The 19,770-nt window shown below is 70.5% G+C and carries 20 protein-coding genes and 1 riboswitch; of the genes, 12 read left to right on the top strand and 8 right to left on the bottom strand.

The window, feature by feature from the left end; translation table 11 throughout:
• Positions 1-100 precede the first annotated feature (100 nt).
• From QFW96_RS04305 to QFW96_RS04295, 3 genes are all read right to left on the bottom strand, one after another.
• Positions 101-946, bottom strand: coding sequence for an SMP-30/gluconolactonase/LRE family protein (locus tag QFW96_RS04305; RefSeq protein WP_343231355.1), 846 nt, complete (start codon positions 944-946; stop codon positions 101-103).
• A 20-nt stretch (positions 947-966) separates the two neighbouring features.
• On the bottom strand, positions 967-1,968 hold the full coding sequence (locus tag QFW96_RS04300) for a zinc-dependent alcohol dehydrogenase (RefSeq protein WP_281454197.1): 1,002 nt from the start codon (positions 1,966-1,968) through the stop codon (positions 967-969).
• Between the two features lie 299 nt (positions 1,969-2,267).
• Positions 2,268-3,737, bottom strand: coding sequence for an AAA-type ATPase lid domain-containing protein (locus QFW96_RS04295; protein WP_281454196.1), 1,470 nt, complete (start codon positions 3,735-3,737; stop codon positions 2,268-2,270).
• 176 nt (positions 3,738-3,913) lie between these two features.
• On the opposite strand from QFW96_RS04295, the gene QFW96_RS04290 reads away from it, so the two are divergent.
• The 5 genes from QFW96_RS04290 (at position 3,914) to QFW96_RS04270 (ending at position 8,293) form a co-directional block, all read left to right on the top strand.
• Entirely contained in the window at positions 3,914-4,915 is a 1,002-nt protein-coding gene (locus tag QFW96_RS04290; protein WP_281454195.1) for an amidohydrolase family protein, read from the top strand.
• Between the two features lies 1 nt (position 4,916).
• Complete coding sequence (locus QFW96_RS04285) at positions 4,917-5,651, top strand: metal-sulfur cluster assembly factor (RefSeq protein WP_281454194.1); 735 nt, start codon at positions 4,917-4,919, stop codon at positions 5,649-5,651.
• Positions 5,648-6,673, top strand: a complete 1,026-nt coding sequence (locus QFW96_RS04280) for an NAD(P)-dependent alcohol dehydrogenase (protein ID WP_281454193.1) — start codon at positions 5,648-5,650, stop codon at positions 6,671-6,673. Before QFW96_RS04285 ends, QFW96_RS04280 begins: the two co-directional genes overlap by 4 nt.
• Positions 6,674-6,688: 15 nt before the next feature.
• The gene (locus QFW96_RS04275; RefSeq protein WP_281454192.1) at positions 6,689-7,012 is read left to right on the top strand and encodes a putative quinol monooxygenase; all 324 of its coding nucleotides are present in this window, start codon (positions 6,689-6,691) and stop codon (positions 7,010-7,012) included.
• A gap of 78 nt (positions 7,013-7,090) precedes the next feature.
• Entirely contained in the window at positions 7,091-8,293 is a 1,203-nt protein-coding gene (locus QFW96_RS04270; protein ID WP_281454191.1) for an MFS transporter, read from the top strand.
• A 120-nt stretch (positions 8,294-8,413) separates the two neighbouring features.
• Here the strand turns inward: QFW96_RS04270 and QFW96_RS04265 are convergent, their stop codons facing one another.
• The gene (locus QFW96_RS04265; RefSeq protein WP_281454190.1) at positions 8,414-9,019 is read right to left on the bottom strand and encodes an MSMEG_1061 family FMN-dependent PPOX-type flavoprotein; all 606 of its coding nucleotides are present in this window, start codon (positions 9,017-9,019) and stop codon (positions 8,414-8,416) included.
• Between the two features lie 29 nt (positions 9,020-9,048).
• Positions 9,049-10,047, bottom strand: coding sequence for an iron-siderophore ABC transporter substrate-binding protein (locus QFW96_RS04260; RefSeq protein WP_281454189.1), 999 nt, complete (start codon positions 10,045-10,047; stop codon positions 9,049-9,051).
• A 206-nt stretch (positions 10,048-10,253) separates the two neighbouring features.
• Between QFW96_RS04260 and QFW96_RS04255 the strand changes: the two genes are divergently transcribed.
• The 7 genes from QFW96_RS04255 (at position 10,254) to QFW96_RS04225 (ending at position 18,298) form a co-directional block, all read left to right on the top strand.
• Positions 10,254-11,024: an SDR family NAD(P)-dependent oxidoreductase gene (locus QFW96_RS04255; protein WP_281454188.1), complete on the top strand. Its 771-nt coding sequence runs from the start codon at positions 10,254-10,256 to the stop codon at positions 11,022-11,024.
• A 13-nt stretch (positions 11,025-11,037) separates the two neighbouring features.
• Positions 11,038-11,215, top strand: a riboswitch (cobalamin riboswitch).
• Between the two features lie 65 nt (positions 11,216-11,280).
• The gene (locus tag QFW96_RS04250) at positions 11,281-12,270 is read left to right on the top strand and encodes an ABC transporter substrate-binding protein (protein WP_281454187.1); all 990 of its coding nucleotides are present in this window, start codon (positions 11,281-11,283) and stop codon (positions 12,268-12,270) included.
• Complete coding sequence (locus QFW96_RS04245; RefSeq protein WP_281454186.1) at positions 12,267-13,289, top strand: FecCD family ABC transporter permease; 1,023 nt, start codon at positions 12,267-12,269, stop codon at positions 13,287-13,289. The genes QFW96_RS04250 and QFW96_RS04245 overlap by 4 nt, the downstream gene beginning before the upstream one ends.
• A gap of 42 nt (positions 13,290-13,331) precedes the next feature.
• Entirely contained in the window at positions 13,332-14,339 is a 1,008-nt protein-coding gene (locus QFW96_RS04240) for a Gfo/Idh/MocA family protein (RefSeq protein ID WP_281454185.1), read from the top strand.
• Between the two features lie 171 nt (positions 14,340-14,510).
• Positions 14,511-16,022 (top strand): amino acid permease, encoded by a 1,512-nt coding sequence (locus QFW96_RS04235; RefSeq protein ID WP_281454184.1) that lies wholly within the window; start codon positions 14,511-14,513, stop codon positions 16,020-16,022.
• Between the two features lie 129 nt (positions 16,023-16,151).
• Positions 16,152-17,714: a Vgb family protein gene (locus tag QFW96_RS04230; RefSeq protein WP_281454183.1), complete on the top strand. Its 1,563-nt coding sequence runs from the start codon at positions 16,152-16,154 to the stop codon at positions 17,712-17,714.
• Between the two features lie 236 nt (positions 17,715-17,950).
• On the top strand, positions 17,951-18,298 hold the full coding sequence (locus tag QFW96_RS04225; RefSeq protein WP_281454182.1) for an iron chaperone: 348 nt from the start codon (positions 17,951-17,953) through the stop codon (positions 18,296-18,298).
• Between the two features lie 17 nt (positions 18,299-18,315).
• Here the strand turns inward: QFW96_RS04225 and QFW96_RS04220 are convergent, their stop codons facing one another.
• From QFW96_RS04220 to QFW96_RS04210, 3 genes are all read right to left on the bottom strand, one after another.
• Positions 18,316-18,519 carry a DUF397 domain-containing protein gene (locus tag QFW96_RS04220; protein ID WP_281454181.1) on the bottom strand — a complete coding sequence of 68 codons (204 nt, stop codon included), beginning with the start codon at positions 18,517-18,519 and terminating at the stop codon, positions 18,316-18,318.
• Positions 18,520-18,683: 164 nt separating this feature from the next.
• A complete protein-coding gene (locus QFW96_RS04215) occupies positions 18,684-18,887 on the bottom strand; it encodes a DUF397 domain-containing protein (protein WP_281454180.1) in 204 nt (67 codons plus the stop codon).
• Positions 18,888-18,900: 13 nt separating this feature from the next.
• Positions 18,901-19,737: a DUF5753 domain-containing protein gene (locus QFW96_RS04210; RefSeq protein WP_281454179.1), complete on the bottom strand. Its 837-nt coding sequence runs from the start codon at positions 19,735-19,737 to the stop codon at positions 18,901-18,903.
• Positions 19,738-19,770 lie beyond the last annotated feature (33 nt).

The following is a 19,770-nucleotide window of genomic DNA, read 5'->3' as shown; positions in this document are numbered from 1 at the left end:
ACAGGTGGTGGGGAAGTTTTCATGAAAACTTCCCCACCCCCACCACCACGGGGACGAAGGTTCCCTTGGTGGGGACGGGACAGTTTTCATGAGAACTGCGTCATCCCAGGTAGGTGCGGACGGGGAGTCCTCGGACTCCGGGAGCGGTGACGAACAGGGCACCTGCTCCGGGGTGCGCGTCCAGGTCGGTATCGACCTGGGACGTCGTGATGTAGAGGTGGTCGAGGTTCTCGCCGCCGAAGGTGCAGGAGGTGACCTTCGGGGTGGGGACCTCGATGATCTCGGCGAGCTCGCCGTCGGGGGTGTAGTGGCGGACGGCCGAGCCGCCCCAGAGGGCGACCCAGACCCCGCCTTCGTCGTCGACGGTGAGACCGTCCGGAGAACCGTCGGCCGGGTCGATGCGCGCGAAAGGCCTTCTGCGGACGAGTTTCCCGTCTTCGAAGTCGAAGACGTCGACCCGCTGGGTCGGGGTGTCGGCGTAGTAGGCGCGGGTTCCGTCGTCGGTCCACATGAGACCGTTCGAGATGCTGATCCCGCTCAGCACGGGTTCGACGCGGCCCTGCGGGTCGAGGCGGTAGAGGGTTCCCGCGCCGGGGGTTTCGGCGTAGGCCATCGATCCGCAGTAGAAGGCGCCGTCCGGGCCGCAGCCGCCCTCGTTCATCCGGACCTCGGCACCGCTCCACAGCTCCGGCATCGGCCGGACGTCCTGCAGCGCGTCGTCGGCCAGCGCGAAGCCGCGCTCCAGCGCGAGCACCGCGCCACCGGATTCCCTCGGGCGCAGCGCGGCGGCGACCGAACCGACGTGGTCGCGGCGGATCTCGCCGGAGTCGTCGAGGGTGAGCACGTCGCCGACGAGCATGTCCACCCAGCGCAGACCGGGCCAGCGCGGGAACCACACCGGCCCTTCTCCGTGGGCGGCGACGGGGCCGGTGACCTGGTCCAGCACGGGTGAACCTCCGCGTCGCATCATGGGTGCAGCAGCACCTTCCCGGTGGGCACCGTCCGGTCGGCCAGCGCGCGCAGCGCCTGCTCGGCGTCGTCCAGGACGAACTCGTGGGTGATCAGCGGCGCGGGGTCGAGGCGTCCGGTGGCGAAGGCGCGGACCGCGTGCGCCCACGCGCTGGTGGACGCGCCGAACACGGTGTGCACGGTGACCGCGGAGCCGACCAGGTCGGCCGGGGCGAGGGGCTCGTGCTCCTCCGGCGCGATTCCGGTGAGCACCGTGCGTCCGCCGCGCCGGGTGGAGCGCACCGCGAGCCGTCCGGTGCCGGAGGCTCCGGCGGCTTCCAGCACGACGTCGAAACCGCCGTCGAGCTCGTCGGGTGCGCGGAAGTCCGTGGCACCGCAGGCTTTCGCCGGTTCGGCCCGGTCGGCGCGGGGGTCGACGACCACGAGGTGCCCGGCCCCGGCCGCGGCGAGCAGCTGGGTGGCGAGCAGGCCGAGGGTGCCGCCGCCGATGACCGCGACGCTCTCCCCCACCCGGAGGTCGGCCTTGAGCACCGCCGAGGCCATGCAGGCGGCGGGTTCGAGCAGCGCGGCGGCGCGCAGGTCGGCCTCGTCGGGCAGCGGGTGCAGCAACCGGGCCGGCAGCTTCAGGTGGTCGGCCCAGGCGCCGGGCTGCGTGAACCCGGTCTCGTCGTACCCGGCCGAGCACAGGCTGGTGTCGCCTTCGCGGCATGCTGTGCACCAGCCGCAGTTCCGGAAGCCCTCCCCCACGACCTTGCGCCCGACGAGCTCGGGATCCGCGCCGTCACCGACGCGCACGACGGTCCCGGACCACTCGTGCCCCGGAACGACGGGGTAGCGAACGAACTCCGCGGGCCGACTCCCCTGGAACACCTCCAGATCAGACCCGCAAATCCCGGCCCAGGCCACCGCGACGAGCGCCTCACCCCACCCGAGTTCCCCGACCTCCGCCTCAACAACAGCGAGAACCCCAGGCTCCCCGATCCGGACGGCCCGCCCCATCCCAACCCCTTCCACAACGCACGACCCCACCCCGAAACCCTCCCCAACCGAACCCCCGCTGTCCAGAACCCCACCCCACCCCGAACTCCCGGCTCACCGCACCCAGGCACTTCACCTCACGTCTCCGAGCCCTGGGCAGGGGACAGTTTTAGTTAAAATTATCCGGACATTTCGGGCATTGATCATGGGCAATTTGGACTAAAACTGTCCCCTGCCGAGCGACGCCCTATCGCGGGGGAAACCTCGGAGCCGGGGTGGCGGAGCGGGAGGATCCGGGGCGGTCGGGAGGGAGCGGGGGTTCAGGGGGCGGGGCGTGGGGTTTTGGTGGGGAGGGTGATTCTGTACTGGGCCATCTTGCGGTAGATGGTGGCTCGGCTGACGCCGAGCTCCCGGGCGGCTTCGCCGACCGTCGTGCCGGGTTCGGTGAGGCAGCGGATGATCTCGTCGCGTTCCACCGATTCCAGCCGCGTCAGGGGCCGCCCCGGCCCCGTGAAGACCTCCGGCGGGAGGTGGTGGAGGTCGACGAGATCGGTCCGGCCTGCCGCTTCGCGGACGACCTGGCGCAGCTGGCGGACGTTCTCCGGCCAGTCGTAGGCGGTGAGCGTGCGCATCGCAGCCGGGGTGAACTCCACGTCGCGGCGCCGCCGCTGCCGGGCGAAGTGCCTCGCGAGGGGCTGGATGTCGTCGGGCCGGAACCGCAGCGCGGGTACCTCCACGACGGTGTCGACGAGCCGCCGCAGCTCCTCCGGCATCTCCTCGGCCGACGACGCGGTGAGCACGTACGGCGCCATCCCCTCGTCCGAGCGCACCTGCTCCAGCAGTCCGGCGAGCTCGCCGGTGACCCACGCGGGCAGCCGGTCGACGCCGGAGATCATCACGCAGGTGCTGTCCTTGCCCAGCTCCGGTGCCCACAGCTCCAGCCACGCCTCGGCGTCGTCGGGCGCGGGCGGCCGCACGCTGAGCACCCGCTCGCGACGCAGCTCCCGCCGCGCCAGCGAGGCCAGCGCCGTCTTGCCGGTCCCCGCCTCGCCGACGACGGCGACCGCCCGGCCGCTGCGGAACGCCGAGCGGGCCTCGGAGAAGACGTTGCGCCACCCGGGCGTGAGGACCGACGCCTCGGGCGCGCTCATCCGGTCGGCGTAGACGCGGAACACCTCGCCGCGCGGCATCGGGTGCGCGCTGCGCCCGGCACCGCGGGCCAGCATCAGCGCGGTCGTGTTGCCCGCGGCCGACTGGGCCAGCGCCAGCAGCAGCTCGGAGGCGTCCTCCGACCAGGTCGTGAGGTTGACGCTGCCCGCGATGCCGCCGCTGACCGGGTCGAGCACCGGGGCGGCCGCGCAGGTGTAGCCGCGCAGTCCGGCGCAGTAGTGCTCCTCGGCGCGCACCAGCGACGGCGCCCGGTCGGCCAGGGCCAGGCCGAGGCCGTTGGTGCCGGCGTTCTCCTCGGCGAAGTAGAAGCCGGGTGCCAGGTGCACGCGGTCCAGCGAGCGGTTGATCGTCCCGTCCTCGCAGATCCGGCTGAGCACCAGGCCCTCCGGATCGGTGATCATCATGCTGACCGGTTCGTTGGCCAGCGTGGCCTGCAACCCCCGCAGCACCGCGGTCCCGCACTCGTAGAGCAGCGAGCCGGTATCGACCGATCCGGTGAACACCGGACGCATCTCCTCCGCGCTGAGCCCGTACCGGGCGCTGCGCCGCCAGGACGCGCGCAGCCGGGGCGTGACCGAGGTGGGGCAGGCGGAGTCGGGCGCACTCAGGTGCAGGTGCATCTCAAACCTCCAGGTGACGCGACGTTGCGCCGGTGGACCCAGGGTAAGCGCAGGGAGCAAGCCTCCAGGGCGGTCGCGCTGTCTCAAAGTGAGACACGCGAGCGCCGCCGACGGGGCTTGATCGCTCCTACCGTTCCCTCCCGAACGTGCCACAGCTGCCACGTAGCGGAGGACACATGTACAGCAAGGACGGCGAGAACTACTTCATCGTGGACGCCCACGTCGCGCTCTGGGACGCCCGTGCCGACAACCAGCGCAACATCCACGGCAAGCAGTTCATCGACTGCTTCTACGACTACCACCGCAACCTCAGCCCGGAGTCCGAGCACTGGCCCTACGAGGACTTCCTCTACCAGGGCGGCGAGCGGCTGATGAAGGACCTGTTCACCGACGGCTACGTCGACCACGCGATCTTCCAGCCCGCGCTGCTGAGCGCCTTCTACGGCAACGGTTTCGGCCAGACCGAGGAGGCCTTCGCGCTGACGCGGGAGCACCCGGACAAGCTGACCTACAACCACTGCTTCGACCCGCGTTTCGAGCAGGCCGGTCTGGACCAGCTCAAGCGGGACGCCGAGCGCTTCGACCTCAAGGGCGTCAAGCTCTACACCGCCGAGTGGCAGGGCGACTCGCGCGGCTACAAGCTCGACGACCCGTGGTGCATCAAGTACCTGGAGGCGTGCCAGGAGCTGGGCGTCCGGAACATCCACATCCACAAGGGCCCGACGATCCGGCCGCTGGACCGCGACGCCTTCGACGTCGCCGACGTGGACAAGGTCGCCACCGACTTCACCGACCTCAACTTCGTGGTGGAGCACTGCGGCCTGCCGCGGCTGGAGGACTTCTGCTGGATCGCCGTGCAGGAGCCCAACGTGCACGCGGGCCTGGCGGTGGCGATGCCCTTCATCCACTCGCGCCCGCGCTACTTCGCCCAGATCATCGGCGAGCTGCTGTACTGGCTGGACGAGGATCGCATCCAGTTCTCCAGCGACTACGCGATCTGGACGCCGAAGTGGCTGATCGAGCAGTTCGTGGACTTCCAGATCCCGGAGGACATGCAGGGCGAGTACGCGCCGCTGACCACCGAGCAGAAGCGCAAGATCCTCGGCCTCAACGCCGCCCGCATGTACGACATCCCGGTCCCGGCGGAGCTGGACGTGGCCGAGAAGGCGGGTGTCTGAGATGGCCGCCGAACTGCGCACCGCCGCGTGGGAGGCGCTGCACCAGGTCATCGATCCGGAGCTGGACGAGCCGGTGACGGATCTGGGGTTCGTGCGCTCGCTGGAGGTGAGCGAGGCGGGCGAGGTCGAGGTGCACCTGCGGCTGCCCACCTCGTTCTGCGCGCCGAACTTCGCCTACCTGATGGCATCGGACGCCAAGGACGTGCTGCGCGCCCTGCCGGGCGTGACGGGCGTGGTGGTCGAGCTCGACGACCACCACGACTCGACGCTGATCAACACCGGTCTGGCCGCCGACGCCGGGTATCGCGACACGTTCCCGGGTGAGGCCGACGAGGACCTGGAGGAGCTGCGGGCGACGTTCCGCCGCAAGGCCCACGCGGCGGCGATGGAGCGGGTCCTGACCCGGCTGCTCAAGGCCCGGCCGGAGCTGGCCGAGGAGGACCTGCACGCGATCACCGTCGCCGACCTGCCCGACGAGGCGGCGACGCGATCGCTGCTCGACCGCCGCGCGGCGGTCGGGTTCGCGACCGGGCCCGAGGCCCCGGTGCTGGTCGACGACGAGGGGCGGCCGTGCTCACCGGAGCAGGTGCCGTTCCGGTTGCGCTTCGCCCGGGCGACGCGCATCTCGGTGGAGGGCAACTCCCACTTCTGCCGCGGGCTGCTGCGCACCCGCTACCCCGATTCCGCAGCGGACCAGACGCCGCGGGCGATGTCTTCGGAAGGACGAGCGTCATGAGAGCAGTGCAGGTCGTCGGCTACCACGAGCCGATGCGGTTGACCGAGGTCCCGGTTCCGGAGCCGACCGGGCCCTACGACGTCGTGGTCAAGATCGGCGGCGCCGGGGTGTGCCGCACCGACATCCACATCCTCGAAGGGCAGTGGGCGGAGAAGTCCGGCGTGGAGCTGCCTTACACGATCGGGCACGAGAACGCGGGCTGGGTGCACGCGGTGGGCAGCGCGGTCACCAACGTCTCCGAGGGCGACAAGGTGATCGTGCACCCGCTGGTGACCTGCGGGTTGTGCCGGGCGTGCCGGTTCGGCGACGACGTGCACTGCGAGCAGTCGCTGTTCCCGGGCATCGACACCGCGGGGGGTTACGCCGACTACCTCAAGACCTCGGCGCGCAGCGTGGTGCGCATCGACGACTCGCTGGAGCCGGCGGACGTGGCGGCGCTGGCCGACGCGGGTTTGACCGCGTACCACGCGGCGGCCAAGGCGGCCCGCAAGCTGCGCCCGGGCGACAAGTGCGTGGTGATCGGCGCGGGCGGGCTCGGCCACATCGGCATCCAGGTGCTCAAGGCGATCTCGGCCGCGGAACTGGTGGTGCTGGACCGCAACCCGGAGGCGGTGAAGCTGGCCGCCGACATCGGCGCCGACCACGGCGTGGTCGCCGACGGCACGCACATCGAGCAGGTCATGGAGCTCACCGGGGGCCACGGCGCGGAGACCGTCATCGACTTCGTCGGCGAGGGCGGCGCGACGTCCGAGGGCGTGCGGATGCTGCGTCGCGCCGGGGATTACCACGTGGTCGGTTACGGCGAGAACATCGACGTGCCGACGATCGACATCATCTCCACGGAGATCAACTTCATCGGCAACCTGGTCGGTTCCTACAACGACCTGTGCGAGCTGATGGTGCTGGCCGCCCAGGACAAGGTCCGGTTGCACACCAGCAAGTACCCGCTGGAGCGCTTCCAGGACGCCCTGGACGACCTAGACGCCGGCCGCATCCGGGGCCGCGCGATCCTGACCCCCTGACCTGGAGGAACATCGATGATCTTCATCACCGCGAAGTGGCGCATCAAGCCGGAGCACGCCGAGGCGTGGCCGGAGATCGCGCGGACCTTCACCGAGGCCACCCGCTCCGAGCCGGGATGCCTGTGGTTCGACTGGTCCCGCAGCCTGGCGGACCCCACCGAGTACGTGCTGGTGGAGGCCTTCCGCGATGACGAGGCGGGCTCGGCGCACGTCACCTCGCAGCACTTCCACGACGCGCGGAAGGAGCTGCCGCCGTACCTGGCGGAGACCCCGCGCATCATCAACGCCAAGATCGACCAGGACGACTGGTCGCAGCTGGGCGAGATGTCCGTGGACTGAAGGCACCGGGGAGGTGTGCTCGGGCACACCTCCCCGGAACCAGGTCGTTTCTCTCGCTAATGGTCTACGGTCTGGACCATGCTCGGACCGACGATCACGCGCACCCCGAACCGCTGGCTGATGCTCGCGATCTCGATGTTCGCGCAGCTCGCGGCGACGGTGTTCACCAACGCCGCCCCCGCGCTGATCCCGAACCTGCACTTCGAGCGCGGGCTGTCGCTGTCGCAGGCGGGCATGATCGCCGCCGCTCCGCTGGCCGGGACGATGTGCACGCTGATCATCTGGGGCGCGATCGTCGACCGCATCGGTGAGCGGATCTCGCTGCTGATCGGGCTGAGCATGCTGGCGGTCAGCGCCGCGGCGGCCGCACTGGCCGGATCGCTGGTGTGGCTGGCGGTGCTGCTGTTCGTCGGCGGCGCGGCAGGGGCCAGCTCGAACTCGGCCAGCGGCCGCGTCGTCTCCGGCTGGTTCCCGCCGCAGCGGCGCGGCATGGCGATGGGCATCCGGCAGACCGCGCAGCCGCTGGGCGTGGGCCTGACCGCCGTGCTGGTGCCGAACCTCGTCGAGGCCCGGGGGCTCACGGTCACGCTGCTCACCGTCGCCGGCGTGTGCGCGGTGGCCGCGGTGCTGGTGGCGGCGCTGATCGTGGACCCGCCGAGGCCGTCGGTGGCCGAGGCCCGCCGCGACGGCCACAGCGACAACCCCTACCGGGGCGACCGGCGGCTGCTGCGCATCCACGCCGTCTCGATCGCGCTGACCGTGCCGCAGCAGACGGCCTGGACGTACATGCTCGTCTGGCTGATCGCCACGCAGCACTGGAGCACCGCGGCCGCCAGCGCGCTGGTCGGCGCCTCGCAGCTGTGCAGCGCGCTGAGCCGGGTCGGCGCCGGGATCTGGTCGGACCGGATCGGCAGCCGGTTGCGGCCGATCCGCTACTTCGCCTTCGGCTCGGCGATCGCGATGGGCGGGCTGGCCGCCCTGTCTGGCACTCCCCTGGCCCTGACCTTCATGGTCGTGGCCTCGATCGTCGCGGTCGCCCACAACGGGCTGGCCTTCACCGCGGTCGCCGAGATCGCGGGACCCCACTGGAGCGGCCGCGCCATGGGCGCCCAGAACACCGGCCAATCCCTCACGGCCACCGCCGTCCCGCCGATCATGGGCGCGGTCATCGCCGCCGCCGGCTACCCGATCGCCTTCGCCATCGCCGGCTGCTGCGCCCTGCTCGCAGTCCCGGTGGTCCCCACCGCACCACCCCGCTCCCCCGAACGAGCCACCACATAACCCCCTCACCTGCGAATTTCCCCACCCCGTGTCGAAAACCCCGGTTTTCGCGCGACGAGAACCGCGGTTTTTGACGCGTGAAAACCGGGGTTTTCGACATGACGCGCCCTGCGGAGCGCGTCAGGGGGTGGTCCGGGGTGGGTCGGTCTTGAGGGCTTGTTGGGATTCGAAGAGGGCCATGACGCCCGGGTGGTCGCCTTCCGGCCAGGTGCGGGGACGCCAGAGGCCCGACTTGAGCAGGGCCCGACCGCAGTGGACGAAGAGCTCCTCGACGCGGACCACCACCGCCAGCGGCGGGGGTGTGCCCTTGAGGGCGAGGTCGGCCATGAACGGCGCCGAGCGGACGACGGTGGCGGTGCCGTTGACGCGCAGCACGTGGGTGACGCCGGGGATCATGAACAGCATCCCCACCTGCGGGTTCTCCAGGATGTTGTGCAGCCCGTCCACCCGGCGGTTGCCGGGACGCTCGGCGTAGGCCAGCGTCTTGCCGTCGTCGAAGACGACGACGCTGCGGGCGGTGTCACCGCGCGGCGAGACGTCGAGCCTGCCGTCGGCGCCGGTGGTGGCCACGAGGAACAGCCGCGACTGCTCGATGAAGCCCCGGCTGACGCCGTCGATCCCGGAGACCACCTTCTCGGCGATCTCCGGGTGCGGCGGTTCGACGATCTCGCGGAGCTGCGCCGCCGAGGTGACGTGCTCGGCCTCGGCCGGGTCCCACGAGGTCACGCGTCGTTCTCCTTGCCGGTCGGGGTTGATCAGCCCTGCTTGGCCTGCTCGATGAGCGGGACGACCTTGTCGACCGCGTAGGACATGCCCGCCGCGGTCCCCGCCGAGAACGCCTGGGTGGCCTGCTCGTCGTGCAGCACCACGCCGCGGCCTTCGCGGACCGAGGGCACCGACTGGAACATCTGGTCGCGGTCGATCTCGGAGGCGGCCAGCCCGATCGGGAACATCACGGTCAGGTCGGCGTTGAACAGGTCCATCCGCTCCGGGGAGACGTTGACGAAGAAGTTGTTCCCGGCCACCTGCTGCACGGCGGGCGACTGGCGGAAGCCCAGCCGCTCCATGAACTCCAGCCGGGACCCGCCGTTGACGTAGGCGCCGTAGGAGCCGACCATCTTGGCGCCGACCGCGACGGTCTTGCCCGCCCACTGCGGGTGCGCGGCGGCGGCCTGCTGGAACTTGCCCTCCAGGTCGGCCTTCTGCTGCGCGGCCTCGGCCTGCTTGCCCAGCGCCTTGCCGACCATGTCGAGCTGCTGGTCCCAGGTGGTCAGGTAGGACTCGCCGCCCTCGGGGATGCTCACCACCGGCACGCCGAGCCGGTTGAGCAGGTTGTAGCGCTCCTTGTCGCCGCTGGCGCGGGTGTCGAGGATGAGGTCGGGCTGCAGGGCCGCGACGCTCTCCATGTCGACCTCCATCGTGCCGAGCATCTTCGGCGGCGTGGTGTAGCGCTTGTCGGCGGGGATCCACGGCGGGACGCCGTCCCCGCCGACGGGCAGCCAGTCGGCGGCGCCGACCGGTTGCACTCCCAGGCTCAGCGCCGTTTCGGCGTCGCCCCAGCCGAGCGCGACGACGCGCTGAGGACGCTCGGGAACGGTGACGTCACCGAACGCGGTCTTGATGGTGACCGGGAACTGAGCGTCGGCCGATCCGGCCGCGGGCTGCTCCCCCTCGGGACCGGCTGCGCCGCAACCGGTCAGGGCGATTCCCAGCAGGACCGTCATGATCAGTCCCAGGGTCCGCATCCAGCGCATCTCCACACCTCACTCGTACTTAGGTGCGCCTAACTTAACCAACCCTCTGTGCGGCGTCCAGGGCGGGCCCTACCGAGCGTCACCGACCTTCGTCACATTCGTCCGAACTGGACGGCCGACGAACTGGATAGCCGGGGGCATGAGCAACTTCACGCGCGCTCGCGCGTTGAGCTTCACGACGGTCGGGAGCTGCGGAAGGACGCGAGATGGACAGGCTCAACGGCAAGCGCGTGCTCGTCACGGGCGGAGCGTCGGGGATCGGGCGGGCAAGCGTGCTGCGGCTGCTCGACGAGGGTGCCCGGGTGCTCACCACCGACATCGACGAAGCCGGGCTGAAGGAGACCGCCCGGCTCGCCGCCGAGGCCGGGACCTGCGACCGGCTGGGCACGCTGCCGCTGGACATCGCCGCCGAGGACGCCGTGGACTTCACCGTCCCCGCCTGCGCCGAGCAGCTCGGCGGGCTGGACGTGCTGGTCAACGCGGCCGGAACGCTGCACGCGGCGCGCACGCACGAGTGCTCGCTGGAGCTGTGGAACCGGATCCTGGCCGTCAACCTCACCGGCACGTTCCTGGTCACCCGAGCCGCGTTACCGGCGCTGCTGGCCACCGGCAACGGCGTGGTGATCAACTTCAGCTCGACGTCGGCGAACTTCGCCCACCCGTACATGGCGGCCTACGCGGCCAGCAAGGGCGGCATCCAGTCCTTCACCCACGCCATCGCCCTGGAGTACGCCAAGCAGGGCCTGCGCGCGGTGTCGCTGGTGCCGGGCGGGATCCGCAGCGGCATCACCGAGACCACCGCCGACAAGCTGCCCGCCGACACCGACTGGGACCTGTTCACCAAGCTCTCCCCCGCCCTGGGCAGCGGCTTCGCCCCGCCGGAGCACGTCGCGGGCGTGGTGGCGATGCTGGCCTCCGACGACGGTGCCTTCATCACCGGCACCGAGATCCGCGTCGACGGCGGCACCCACCAGTAGGCGACCAACCCGTTAGACTCGATCTCGAGCCGGTCGCCACGTGTGGCCGTGAGGGAATCCGGTCGGAAGCCGGAGCTGACGCGCAGCGGTAGGGGTGACGGGCGAACCCGAGCCACTGGATCACGGATCCGGGAAGGCGGTTCGCCCGGCGGAGCCCGAGCCCGAAGACCTGCCGGCTCCCCGGAGCCGCACCCGGTTCCGGGAATCGGCCGACCGGGTCTCGCGCATGGGCCCGGGGTGAGGATTTCCGCACGACGTGTTCCGACTCTGGACGCGCACGAGCTCGATGCTGCTCTGCGCCGCCGCTCTCGCCGCCTGCTCCGCACCTGCCACGGAGTCCGCTCCGCCGCGGGTGACCATCCCCAACTGCGACACCGAGGTCGCGGTGTCCGAGCCGCCGAAGCGGGCGGTGAGCCTGAACCAGTCGACCACCGAGATCATGCTCTCGCTCGGCCTGGCCGACCGGATGGTGGGCACCGCGACCTGGACCGACCCGGTCGACCCGGCGCTGGCCGCCGACAACGCCCGGGTGCCCAGGCTCTCCGACAACAACCCGTCGTTCGAGTCGGTGCTGGCCACCGAACCGGACGCGGTGCTGGGCGCCTACCGGGCGGTGTTCACCGACGAGGGCGTGGCCTCCCGCGAGCGCTTCGCCGAGCTCGGCGTTCCGACCTACCTCTCGCCCTCCAACTGCCTGCCGGAGGAGGCGCCGCTGGGCGAGCCGGTCGAGCTCGACGACATCTACCGCGAGGTCCGCGAGATCGCGGCGATCTTCGACGTCACCGATCGGGGCGAGGCGCTGGTGGCGCAGCTGCAGCAGCGGGTGGCCGCCGCGCGGGCGAAAGCCGTTCCCGCGCAGGACACTTCGGTGCTGTTCTGGTTCGCCCGCACCGAATCCCCCTACGTGGCGGGCTCCACCGGTTCACCGGCGATCATGACCCGCGCCCTGGGGGTGCGCAACGCCTACGACGACGTGACCTCGATGTGGCCGCAGGTGTCGTGGGAGGACGTGCTCGCCCGCGACCCCGACCTGCTGGTGCTGGGCGATCTCACCCGCGACGGCGAAGGCGATTCCCTCGCGGCAAAGCAGGAGTTCCTGCGCACCGACCCGGCCATGTCGCGGCTGCCCGCGGTGGCCGCCGGCGACTGGATGCCGATGACCGGCACCGAGATGAACATCAGCCTGCGCACCATCACCGGCATCGAGCGGCTGGCCGACCGGCTCGCCGAGCTGGAGCGCAGGTGAGGACCGGACGGGTGCGCGCTCCGCTGATCGTGCTGGCCGGGATCCCGGCGCTGCTGCTGTCGATCGCGGTGGCGGTCACCCTCGGCCCGGCTCCCCTCTCGGTCACCGACGTGGCCGGGGTCGTGGGCGCGCGGCTCGGTCTCGGCGAGACCGACGTCTCGCGGATCGGGCAGGGCATCGTGTGGCAGCTGCGATTACCCCGCGCGGTGCTGGCCGCGATCTGCGGCGCCGGTCTCGGGATGTGCGGGGCGGTGCTCCAGTCGTTGCTGCGCAACCCGCTGGCCGACCCGTTCCTGCTGGGCGTGTCGGCCGGAGCCTCGACCGGCGCGGTGCTGGTGGTGATCCTCGGGCTCGGCGCGGGCGCGATCGGGCTCACCGCCGGCGCCTTCGCCGGGGCGCTGGTGGCGTTCGCGCTGGTGCTGACCCTCGGCTCGCTGGCGGGCGGCACCACCACGCACCTGGTGCTGGCGGGAGTGGCCGGGACGCAGCTGTTCTCGGCGCTCACCTCGTTCGTGGTGATCACCTCCGCCGACGCCGAGCAGACCCGGGGAGTGCTGTTCTGGCTGCTGGGTTCGCTGTCCGGCGCGCGCTGGAACGACGTCGCCGTCTCGGGCGCCGTGTGCGCGGTGTGCCTGCTGGTGTGCCTGGCGCGCGCAGGTGCGCTGGACGCCTTCGCGCTGGGCCACGACACGGCGGCCGCGCTGGGCGTCAACGTCGCCCGCTTGCGGATCGTGCTGCTGGTGGTCACCGCCCTGCTGGCCGCCACGCTGGTGGCCGCGGCCGGGGCGATCGGGTTCGTCGGCCTGGTCCTGCCGCAGGCCGCCAAGCTCGTCGTGGGACCGCGCCACCGCGCGTTGCTGCCGGTCACGGCCGTGCTGGGCGCGATCCTGCTGGTGTGGGTCGACGTGCTCGCGACGACCGTCGCCGCGCCGCAGGAGGTTCCGGTCGGGGTGATGACCGCGCTGGTCGGCGTCCCGGCGTTCGCGATCCTGCTCGCCCGGCGCGGCCGAACCTCGTGACCATCCCGCGCGACTTCACCCTCTTCCCCTAGGCTGCGGTTGATGGAGGCGAACAGAGTGCGATGGGGCGTGCTCGGCTGCTCCGCGATCGCCGAGCGGCGGGCCCTTCCCGCGCTGCACGACACCGACGGATCCGAGATCACCGGCGTGGCCAGTCGCACCGCGGCCCGCGCAGAGCGCTTCGCCGCCGAGCACGGCGGCACCGCGATGACCTACGAGCAGCTGATCGACTCCCACGACGTGGACGCGATCTACCTGTCGCTGCCGAACTCGCTGCACTTCGACTGGACGAAGCGCGCGCTGCACGCCGGGAAGCACGTGCTGTGCGAGAAGCCGATGACGGTCTCGGCCGAACGCACCGACGAGCTGGTGGCGCTGGCCGCCGAGCGCGGCTTGGTGCTGCGGGAGAACTTCGCGTTCCTGCACCACCCGCAGCACGACGTGGTGCGCGAGCTCGTCGCGCGCGGACGCCTGGGCCGCCTGCGCACCTTCAGCTCGGCGTTCGGCATCCCGTCGCCGAAGCCCGGCGACATCCGCTACGACCCCGCGCTGGGTGCCGGGAGCCTGCTCGACGTCGGCGTGTACCCGATCCGGGCGGCGCAGCTGATGCTCGGCGACGGGCTCACCGTCGCGGGTGCGACGCTGCGGGTGGATTCCGAGACCGGTGTGGACATGGCCGGGCACGCGCTGCTGGTGTCGGAGAACGGCGTGTTCGCCGACCTGGAGTTCGGTTTCCAGCACAGCTACCGCTCGCGCTACGCGCTGTGGGGCGACGCGGCCCGGCTGAGCCTGGAGCGCGCGTTCACCCCTCCCGCCGAGCACCGGCCGCTGCTGCGCCTGGACGAGCAGGACCACGCCGAGGAGTTCGTGCTCGACGCCTCGCACCAGTTCCGCGATTCGCTGGCGTCGTTCGCCGCCGCCGTCCGCGACGGGCGCTCGGCGGAGGACGAGCGGCCGTGGTTGCGGGCCGCGCGCGAGACGGCGCGGCTGGTCGAGGCCGTGCAGGGCGTGGCGGTGCGGGTCAAGCAGCGGGGCGCGATTCCGTCCTGAATGGACCGAAAAATCGCCCAAAGCGTGTGAACCTCACGCCCTTTCGCGGCGTGAGTGGTTGAACCGGTCACGTAGCTACAACTGTCCTGGGCACGACCTCGACACCTCGGGAGACCCCTGCTTACGGTTCGTCCCCACCGTGTCACCTTGGCCGCTCTAGGAGGATGGACAGTGCCTCGTACCGGGCTGCTGCGGACCAAGTCCGTGGAGCAATCGCGCGCCGACACCGATGAACCGGACACCCGGCTGCGCAAGAACCTGTCTGCTTTCGACCTCGTGATGTTCGGTGTGGCCGTCACCATCGGCGCCGGCATCTTCACCATGACCGCTCGGACCGCCGGGAACATCGCCGGTCCCGGTGTGGCTCTGTCGTTCGTGATCTCGGCGGTCGCGTGCGGGCTCGCCGCGCTGTGCTACGCGGAGTTCGCTTCCACCGTGCCCGTCGCGGGCAGCGCCTACACCTACTCGTACGCGACCTTCGGCGAGTTCGTCGCCTGGATCCTCGGGTGGGACCTGCTGCTGGAACTGGCGCTGGGCTCCGCCGTGGTCGCCAAGGGCTGGTCGGAGTACCTGCAGGAAGCCCTCCGCCTGCTGGGAATCCAGGCGAAGACCACGGTGCCGCTGGCCGGCTTCGACTTCGACTGGGGCGCGGTGGTGCTCACCCTCGCGCTCACCGTCGTCCTGGCCGTGGGCATCAAGCTCTCCGCACGGGTCACGCAGGTCATCACGCTGGTCAAGATCGCCGTCGTGCTGCTGGTGATCTTCGCCGGGCTGCGCTGGATCGACACCGCGAACTACCGCCCGTTCATCCCGGAGCCCACCGGCGGCGGTTCCGGTGGTGGCGGACTGGATCAGTCGCTGTTCTCGCTGGTCCTGGGCGGCTCGACGAGCAACTTCGGCGTGTTCGGCATCTTCGCCGGTGCGGCCATCGTCTTCTTCGCCTTCATCGGGTTCGACGTCGTGGCCACCACCGCCGAGGAGACCCGCAACCCGCAGCGCGACATGCCGCGCGGCATCATGGGCTCGCTGGCCATCGTGACCGTGCTCTACGTCGCCGTGGCCCTGGTCGTGACCGGCATGGTGTCCTACAAGGAGCTGGCCACCAAGCCCGACGGGACCAAGGCCACCCTCGCCACCGCGTTCACCCACCACGGGCAGACCTGGACGGCGAGCTTCATCATCATCGGCGCGCTGGCCGGTCTGACCACCGTGGTCATGGTGCTGATGCTGGGTCAGATCCGCGTGCTGTTCGCGATGGCCCGCGACGGTCTGATCCCGCGCGCGCTCGCCAAGACCGCTCCGGCGACGGGCACGCCGGTGCGCGCCACCGTCCTGGTCGGCATCTTCGTCGTGATCGCCTCCGGCTTCTTCCCGGCGAGCAAGCTGGAGGAGATGGTCAACGTCGGCACGCTGGCGGCCTTCATCATGGTCTCGGTGGGCGTGGTCATCCTGCGCAGGACCAGGCCCGATCTGCCGCGTTCCTTCCGCACTCCGATGGTGCCGCTGGTGCCGGCCCTCGCGGTGCTGGCGTGCCTGTGGGTGATGGTCAACCTGACGGCGATGACCTGGGTCCGGTTCCTGATCTGGATGGCCGTGGGCCTGGTTCTCTACTTCGCCTACGGCTACCGGAAGTCCCGGATGGCCGAGGCGGAGCGGGAGCCGGCCGCGGAGATCGCCGAGTAGCGCTAACGGCAGCGGGCGCCCTCATCGCGGTGGGGGCGCCCGCTCGCGTTCGGCCGGTGGTCGCTCGGACGGCGAACCTCCGCTTGATACCTTGGTTAAGTCATCCGACTTAACCCGAGGAGCTGCATCGTGCCCACGCGTTCCGCCGGTTTCGGCACCCCGAGCAGTGAGCGGTGGCGGATGCGCAGGCTCAACGAGCCGAGCCCGCTGTGGGGTTCCAACGGCCTCACCTTCGGCCCCGACGGGCGGCTGTACGTCGCGCAGTTCCTGGCCGGGCAGATCAGCGCCGTCGACGTCACCACCGGTGCGGTGGAGGTCGTCGTCCCGCCGGACGGGCCCGTGCAGGGGCCCGACGACCTGGCCTTCGGCGCCGACGGGTCGATGTACATCGCCGACATCACCCCGCAGCGGGTGTGGCGGCGTTCGCCGGACGGCGAGTTCACGCCGCTGTCGGAGGAGATCCTGGTGCCCAACGGCATCACCTGCGTCGGCGATCGACTGTTCGTCAACGAGATGCGCCCCGGGGGGCGGGTCGTGGAGCTGCTGCCCGACTCGGGCGAGACGATCGTGCTGGCCGAGGGGCTGGCGATGGGCAACGCGATGCAGCAGGGCCCGGACGGCTCGCTGTACTACCCGCACATGATGACCGGGCAGGTCTGGCGCGTCTCCCCCGACGGCGGTGCGCCGCAGGAGGTCGCCGACGACGTGCACGAGCCGGTCGCGGTGCGCTTCGACCACGACGGCGCGCTGATCGTGCTCTCGCGGGGCGTCGAGGGGATCGTGACCCGCATCGACCCCGACACCGGGCGGCGCGGCATCATCGAGACCGGTGTGGCCGGGATGGACAACGCGGCGTTCGACCGGGAGAACCGGATGCTGGTGTCGAGCTTCGGCAGCGGCGGCGTCACCCAGGTCGACGCCCTGGGCACCCGAACCGTCGTCGGTCGCGGCCTGCACGGCCCGTTCGGGGTGACCGCCGACGAGGCCGGACGGGTCTACGCGGGCGACCACTTCCGCCTGGCCGACGGGGATCTGGTGACCGGTGACCTGATCCAGCCCGTCACCGGCGGCGCGCATCACGGCGTCGCCGCGGCCGGCGGGCTCGTGCACGTCACGTCGATGCACGGCGACGTCCGCACCTTCGACCCCGCGACCCGCGAGGTCCGGCTGCGCGCCAAGGGACTCTCCGAGCCGACGGGCATCGCCGCGACCGACGACGGGCTGCTCGTGGCCGAGTCCGGCGCGGGCCGCGTGATCCACCTCGACGCCGACGACGCGCTCACCGTCGTCGCCGAACTCCCCCACCCCGTCGACATCGCCGTCGACGCGGACGGCCACCGCTACGCCTCCGACGACGCCCTGGGCGCGGTGGTCCGCCTGGACGACGCCGAGTCCATCGTGGATGGACTCGACCAGCCCCAAGGCATCGCCCTCCTCCACGACACCCTCTACGTCGTCGAGGTCGGCACCCGAACCCTCCTCGCCATCACCCTCACCACCGGCGCCACTCGCCCTGAAGCCACGTCCTTACCCGTCGGCCTACCCCCGGGAGTGCACCGCGAAGACCCCAACCCCACCCTCTTCCCACCAGCCCGCCCCCGACCGTTCGCGGGCCTGGCCACCACCCCGGACGGCAACCTCCTCCTCGCCGCAAACGGAGAAGGCACCGTCCAGCTCCTCACCCCGCGCTGACCCACCCGAACTGCCCCACCCCGCCCCTGGGCTCCGAAGGGCCGCGACGTCACCAGGGGGCAGTTTTAGCCATAACTGTCCGGACAAAACGGACATTGATCATGGGTGATTATGGCTAAAACTGTCCGCTGGTGAGCAACGCACCCTTCAGGAGGGTCACAGTGGAGGGTGGGCGTCCGCTCGTCCAGGATGCTTGAGCGGGGGCGTTGTCTCGTTATCGAGGGGGAATCGGCGGGATGTCTGAGCACGACGTTTACATCGCCGGGGCTTCGGAGGAGCTGAGGCCGCTTCTGGAGCAGGTGCGGACTCAGCTCGCGGGCGCGCTTCCGGAGGCGGAGGAGGTCGTGAAGTACAACATGCCCGGGTTCGAGGTGGGCGGTTCGATCGTTGCCGGTTACGCCGCTTTCAGCTGGCAGTGCGGGCTCTACCTCTCGCCCGGCGCCATCACGGCGCTGGCCGATGACATCGCCGCCGCCGGTCTCAAGGCCAGCAAGACCGGGGTCACCTTCTCGCCGCGCAAGCCCATCCCGGACGCGCTCGTTCGAAGCCTCGCCGAGGCGTCTCGCGACGACCTCGGACTCTGAACGTTCCCGAGAACGAACTACTTGTCGAAGCGTCCTGCCTTGAGCGCGCCGAGGAAGGCGCTCCACTGCGAGCTCGTCGTCGTGAAGTAGCCCGCGGCCCGGTCCTTGGTGTCGCGGACCGCAGCCCCGGAGTGCGCGGCGCGGCCGACCTCGACGCAGTTGTCGGCCCCCTGGCTGAAGCTCGACTTGCGCCAGTTCGACGCGGGCGAGGTCGGGGCCATGATCACCACTCCGTTAGGTCAGCTCCTTGATCCTGCGATCGAGCATCTTCACGGTCACCCGGTCGGATGCTGCGACCATGCGCAGGCTATCGAAAGCCGTCACGTAGCGGATCGTCCAGACGGGAGCGAACTTCCCCACATGGTTCCCGATCCTGCTCAGAAAACTACTTGTCGAAGCGACCCGCCTTGAGAGCGGTGAGGAAGGTGCCCCACTGCGAGCTCGTCGTCGTGAAGTAGCCCGCGGTCCGATCCTTGGTGTCGCGGACCGCTGCGCCAGCGTCCGGGAGGCGACCGACCTCGACGCAGTTCTGCGCCCCCTGACTACGGCTGGTCTTGCGCCAACCCGTGACCGGCTGAGTCGGGGGCATGGTCACCACTCCACTAAGTCAGTTCTTTGATCCTCCGATCCAGCATCTTGACCGTGGCCCGGTCGGACGCTGAAACCATCCGAAGGCTATCGAACGCCTTCACGTATCGGTCCGTATGGGCGGGCTTGTCGAGGTAATCACCGCTCGTGAGCGCTTCGGTGTAAACGAAGGTCGCCGACGGCTCATCCAAGTGCAACAACGTCCAGGAAGACCCCAAAGCGACGTGTTCCCCCACGTCGAACGGGAGCACCTGCACAGTGATGTTCGGGCGTGCCGCCATCTTCCGCAGGTGCTGGAGCTGATCGCGCAGAACCCCTGCGCCGCCCACTTGCCGATGGAGTGCGGCCTCGCCGATCACGCACCAGAGCTGCGGCGCGCCTTCACCGAGCATTCGATCAGCACGGCGCACTCGCTCACCGACGGCCGGTTCGACGTCCTGGGATTCGTCCAGCGGATTGGACAGCGCGGCCCGAGCAGTGTGCTCCGTTTGCAGGACGGGCGGAATCACTTCCGGGTCGTAGTACTTGATCTCCACCGCCGCGCCTTCCAGGGCGACGTAGGTGGCTGCCCAGTCGGGGACTCTGGCCGGTTGGTCCCGGCGGCGGGCTTCCTTCGCCAACGCGCGGAGGCGGTCGGCTTCCTCCTGGTCCTCGCTGCCGAAGAGGCGGAGGAGTTCGTTGACCTCGGCGGCGGAGACCGTGAGGTTGCCGGACTCGACCTTCTGCAGCTTTCCGACGTACCAGTCCAGGGTTTCGTTGATCTCCTTGGACTTCACGCCGGAGCGCTCGCGCATCGCGCGCAGCATCAACCCGACCTGGACTCGCCGGACCGCCGGCCACGTCTTCGACATGGATCAGGATCTTGCACCAAGACGATTCACGCG

This window comes from Saccharopolyspora ipomoeae, assembly GCF_029952525.1.
Classification (GTDB): domain Bacteria; phylum Actinomycetota; class Actinomycetes; order Mycobacteriales; family Pseudonocardiaceae; genus Saccharopolyspora; species Saccharopolyspora ipomoeae.
Note: the sequence above shows the minus strand (reverse complement) of the source record. Positions and strands in the feature narration are given on the sequence as shown.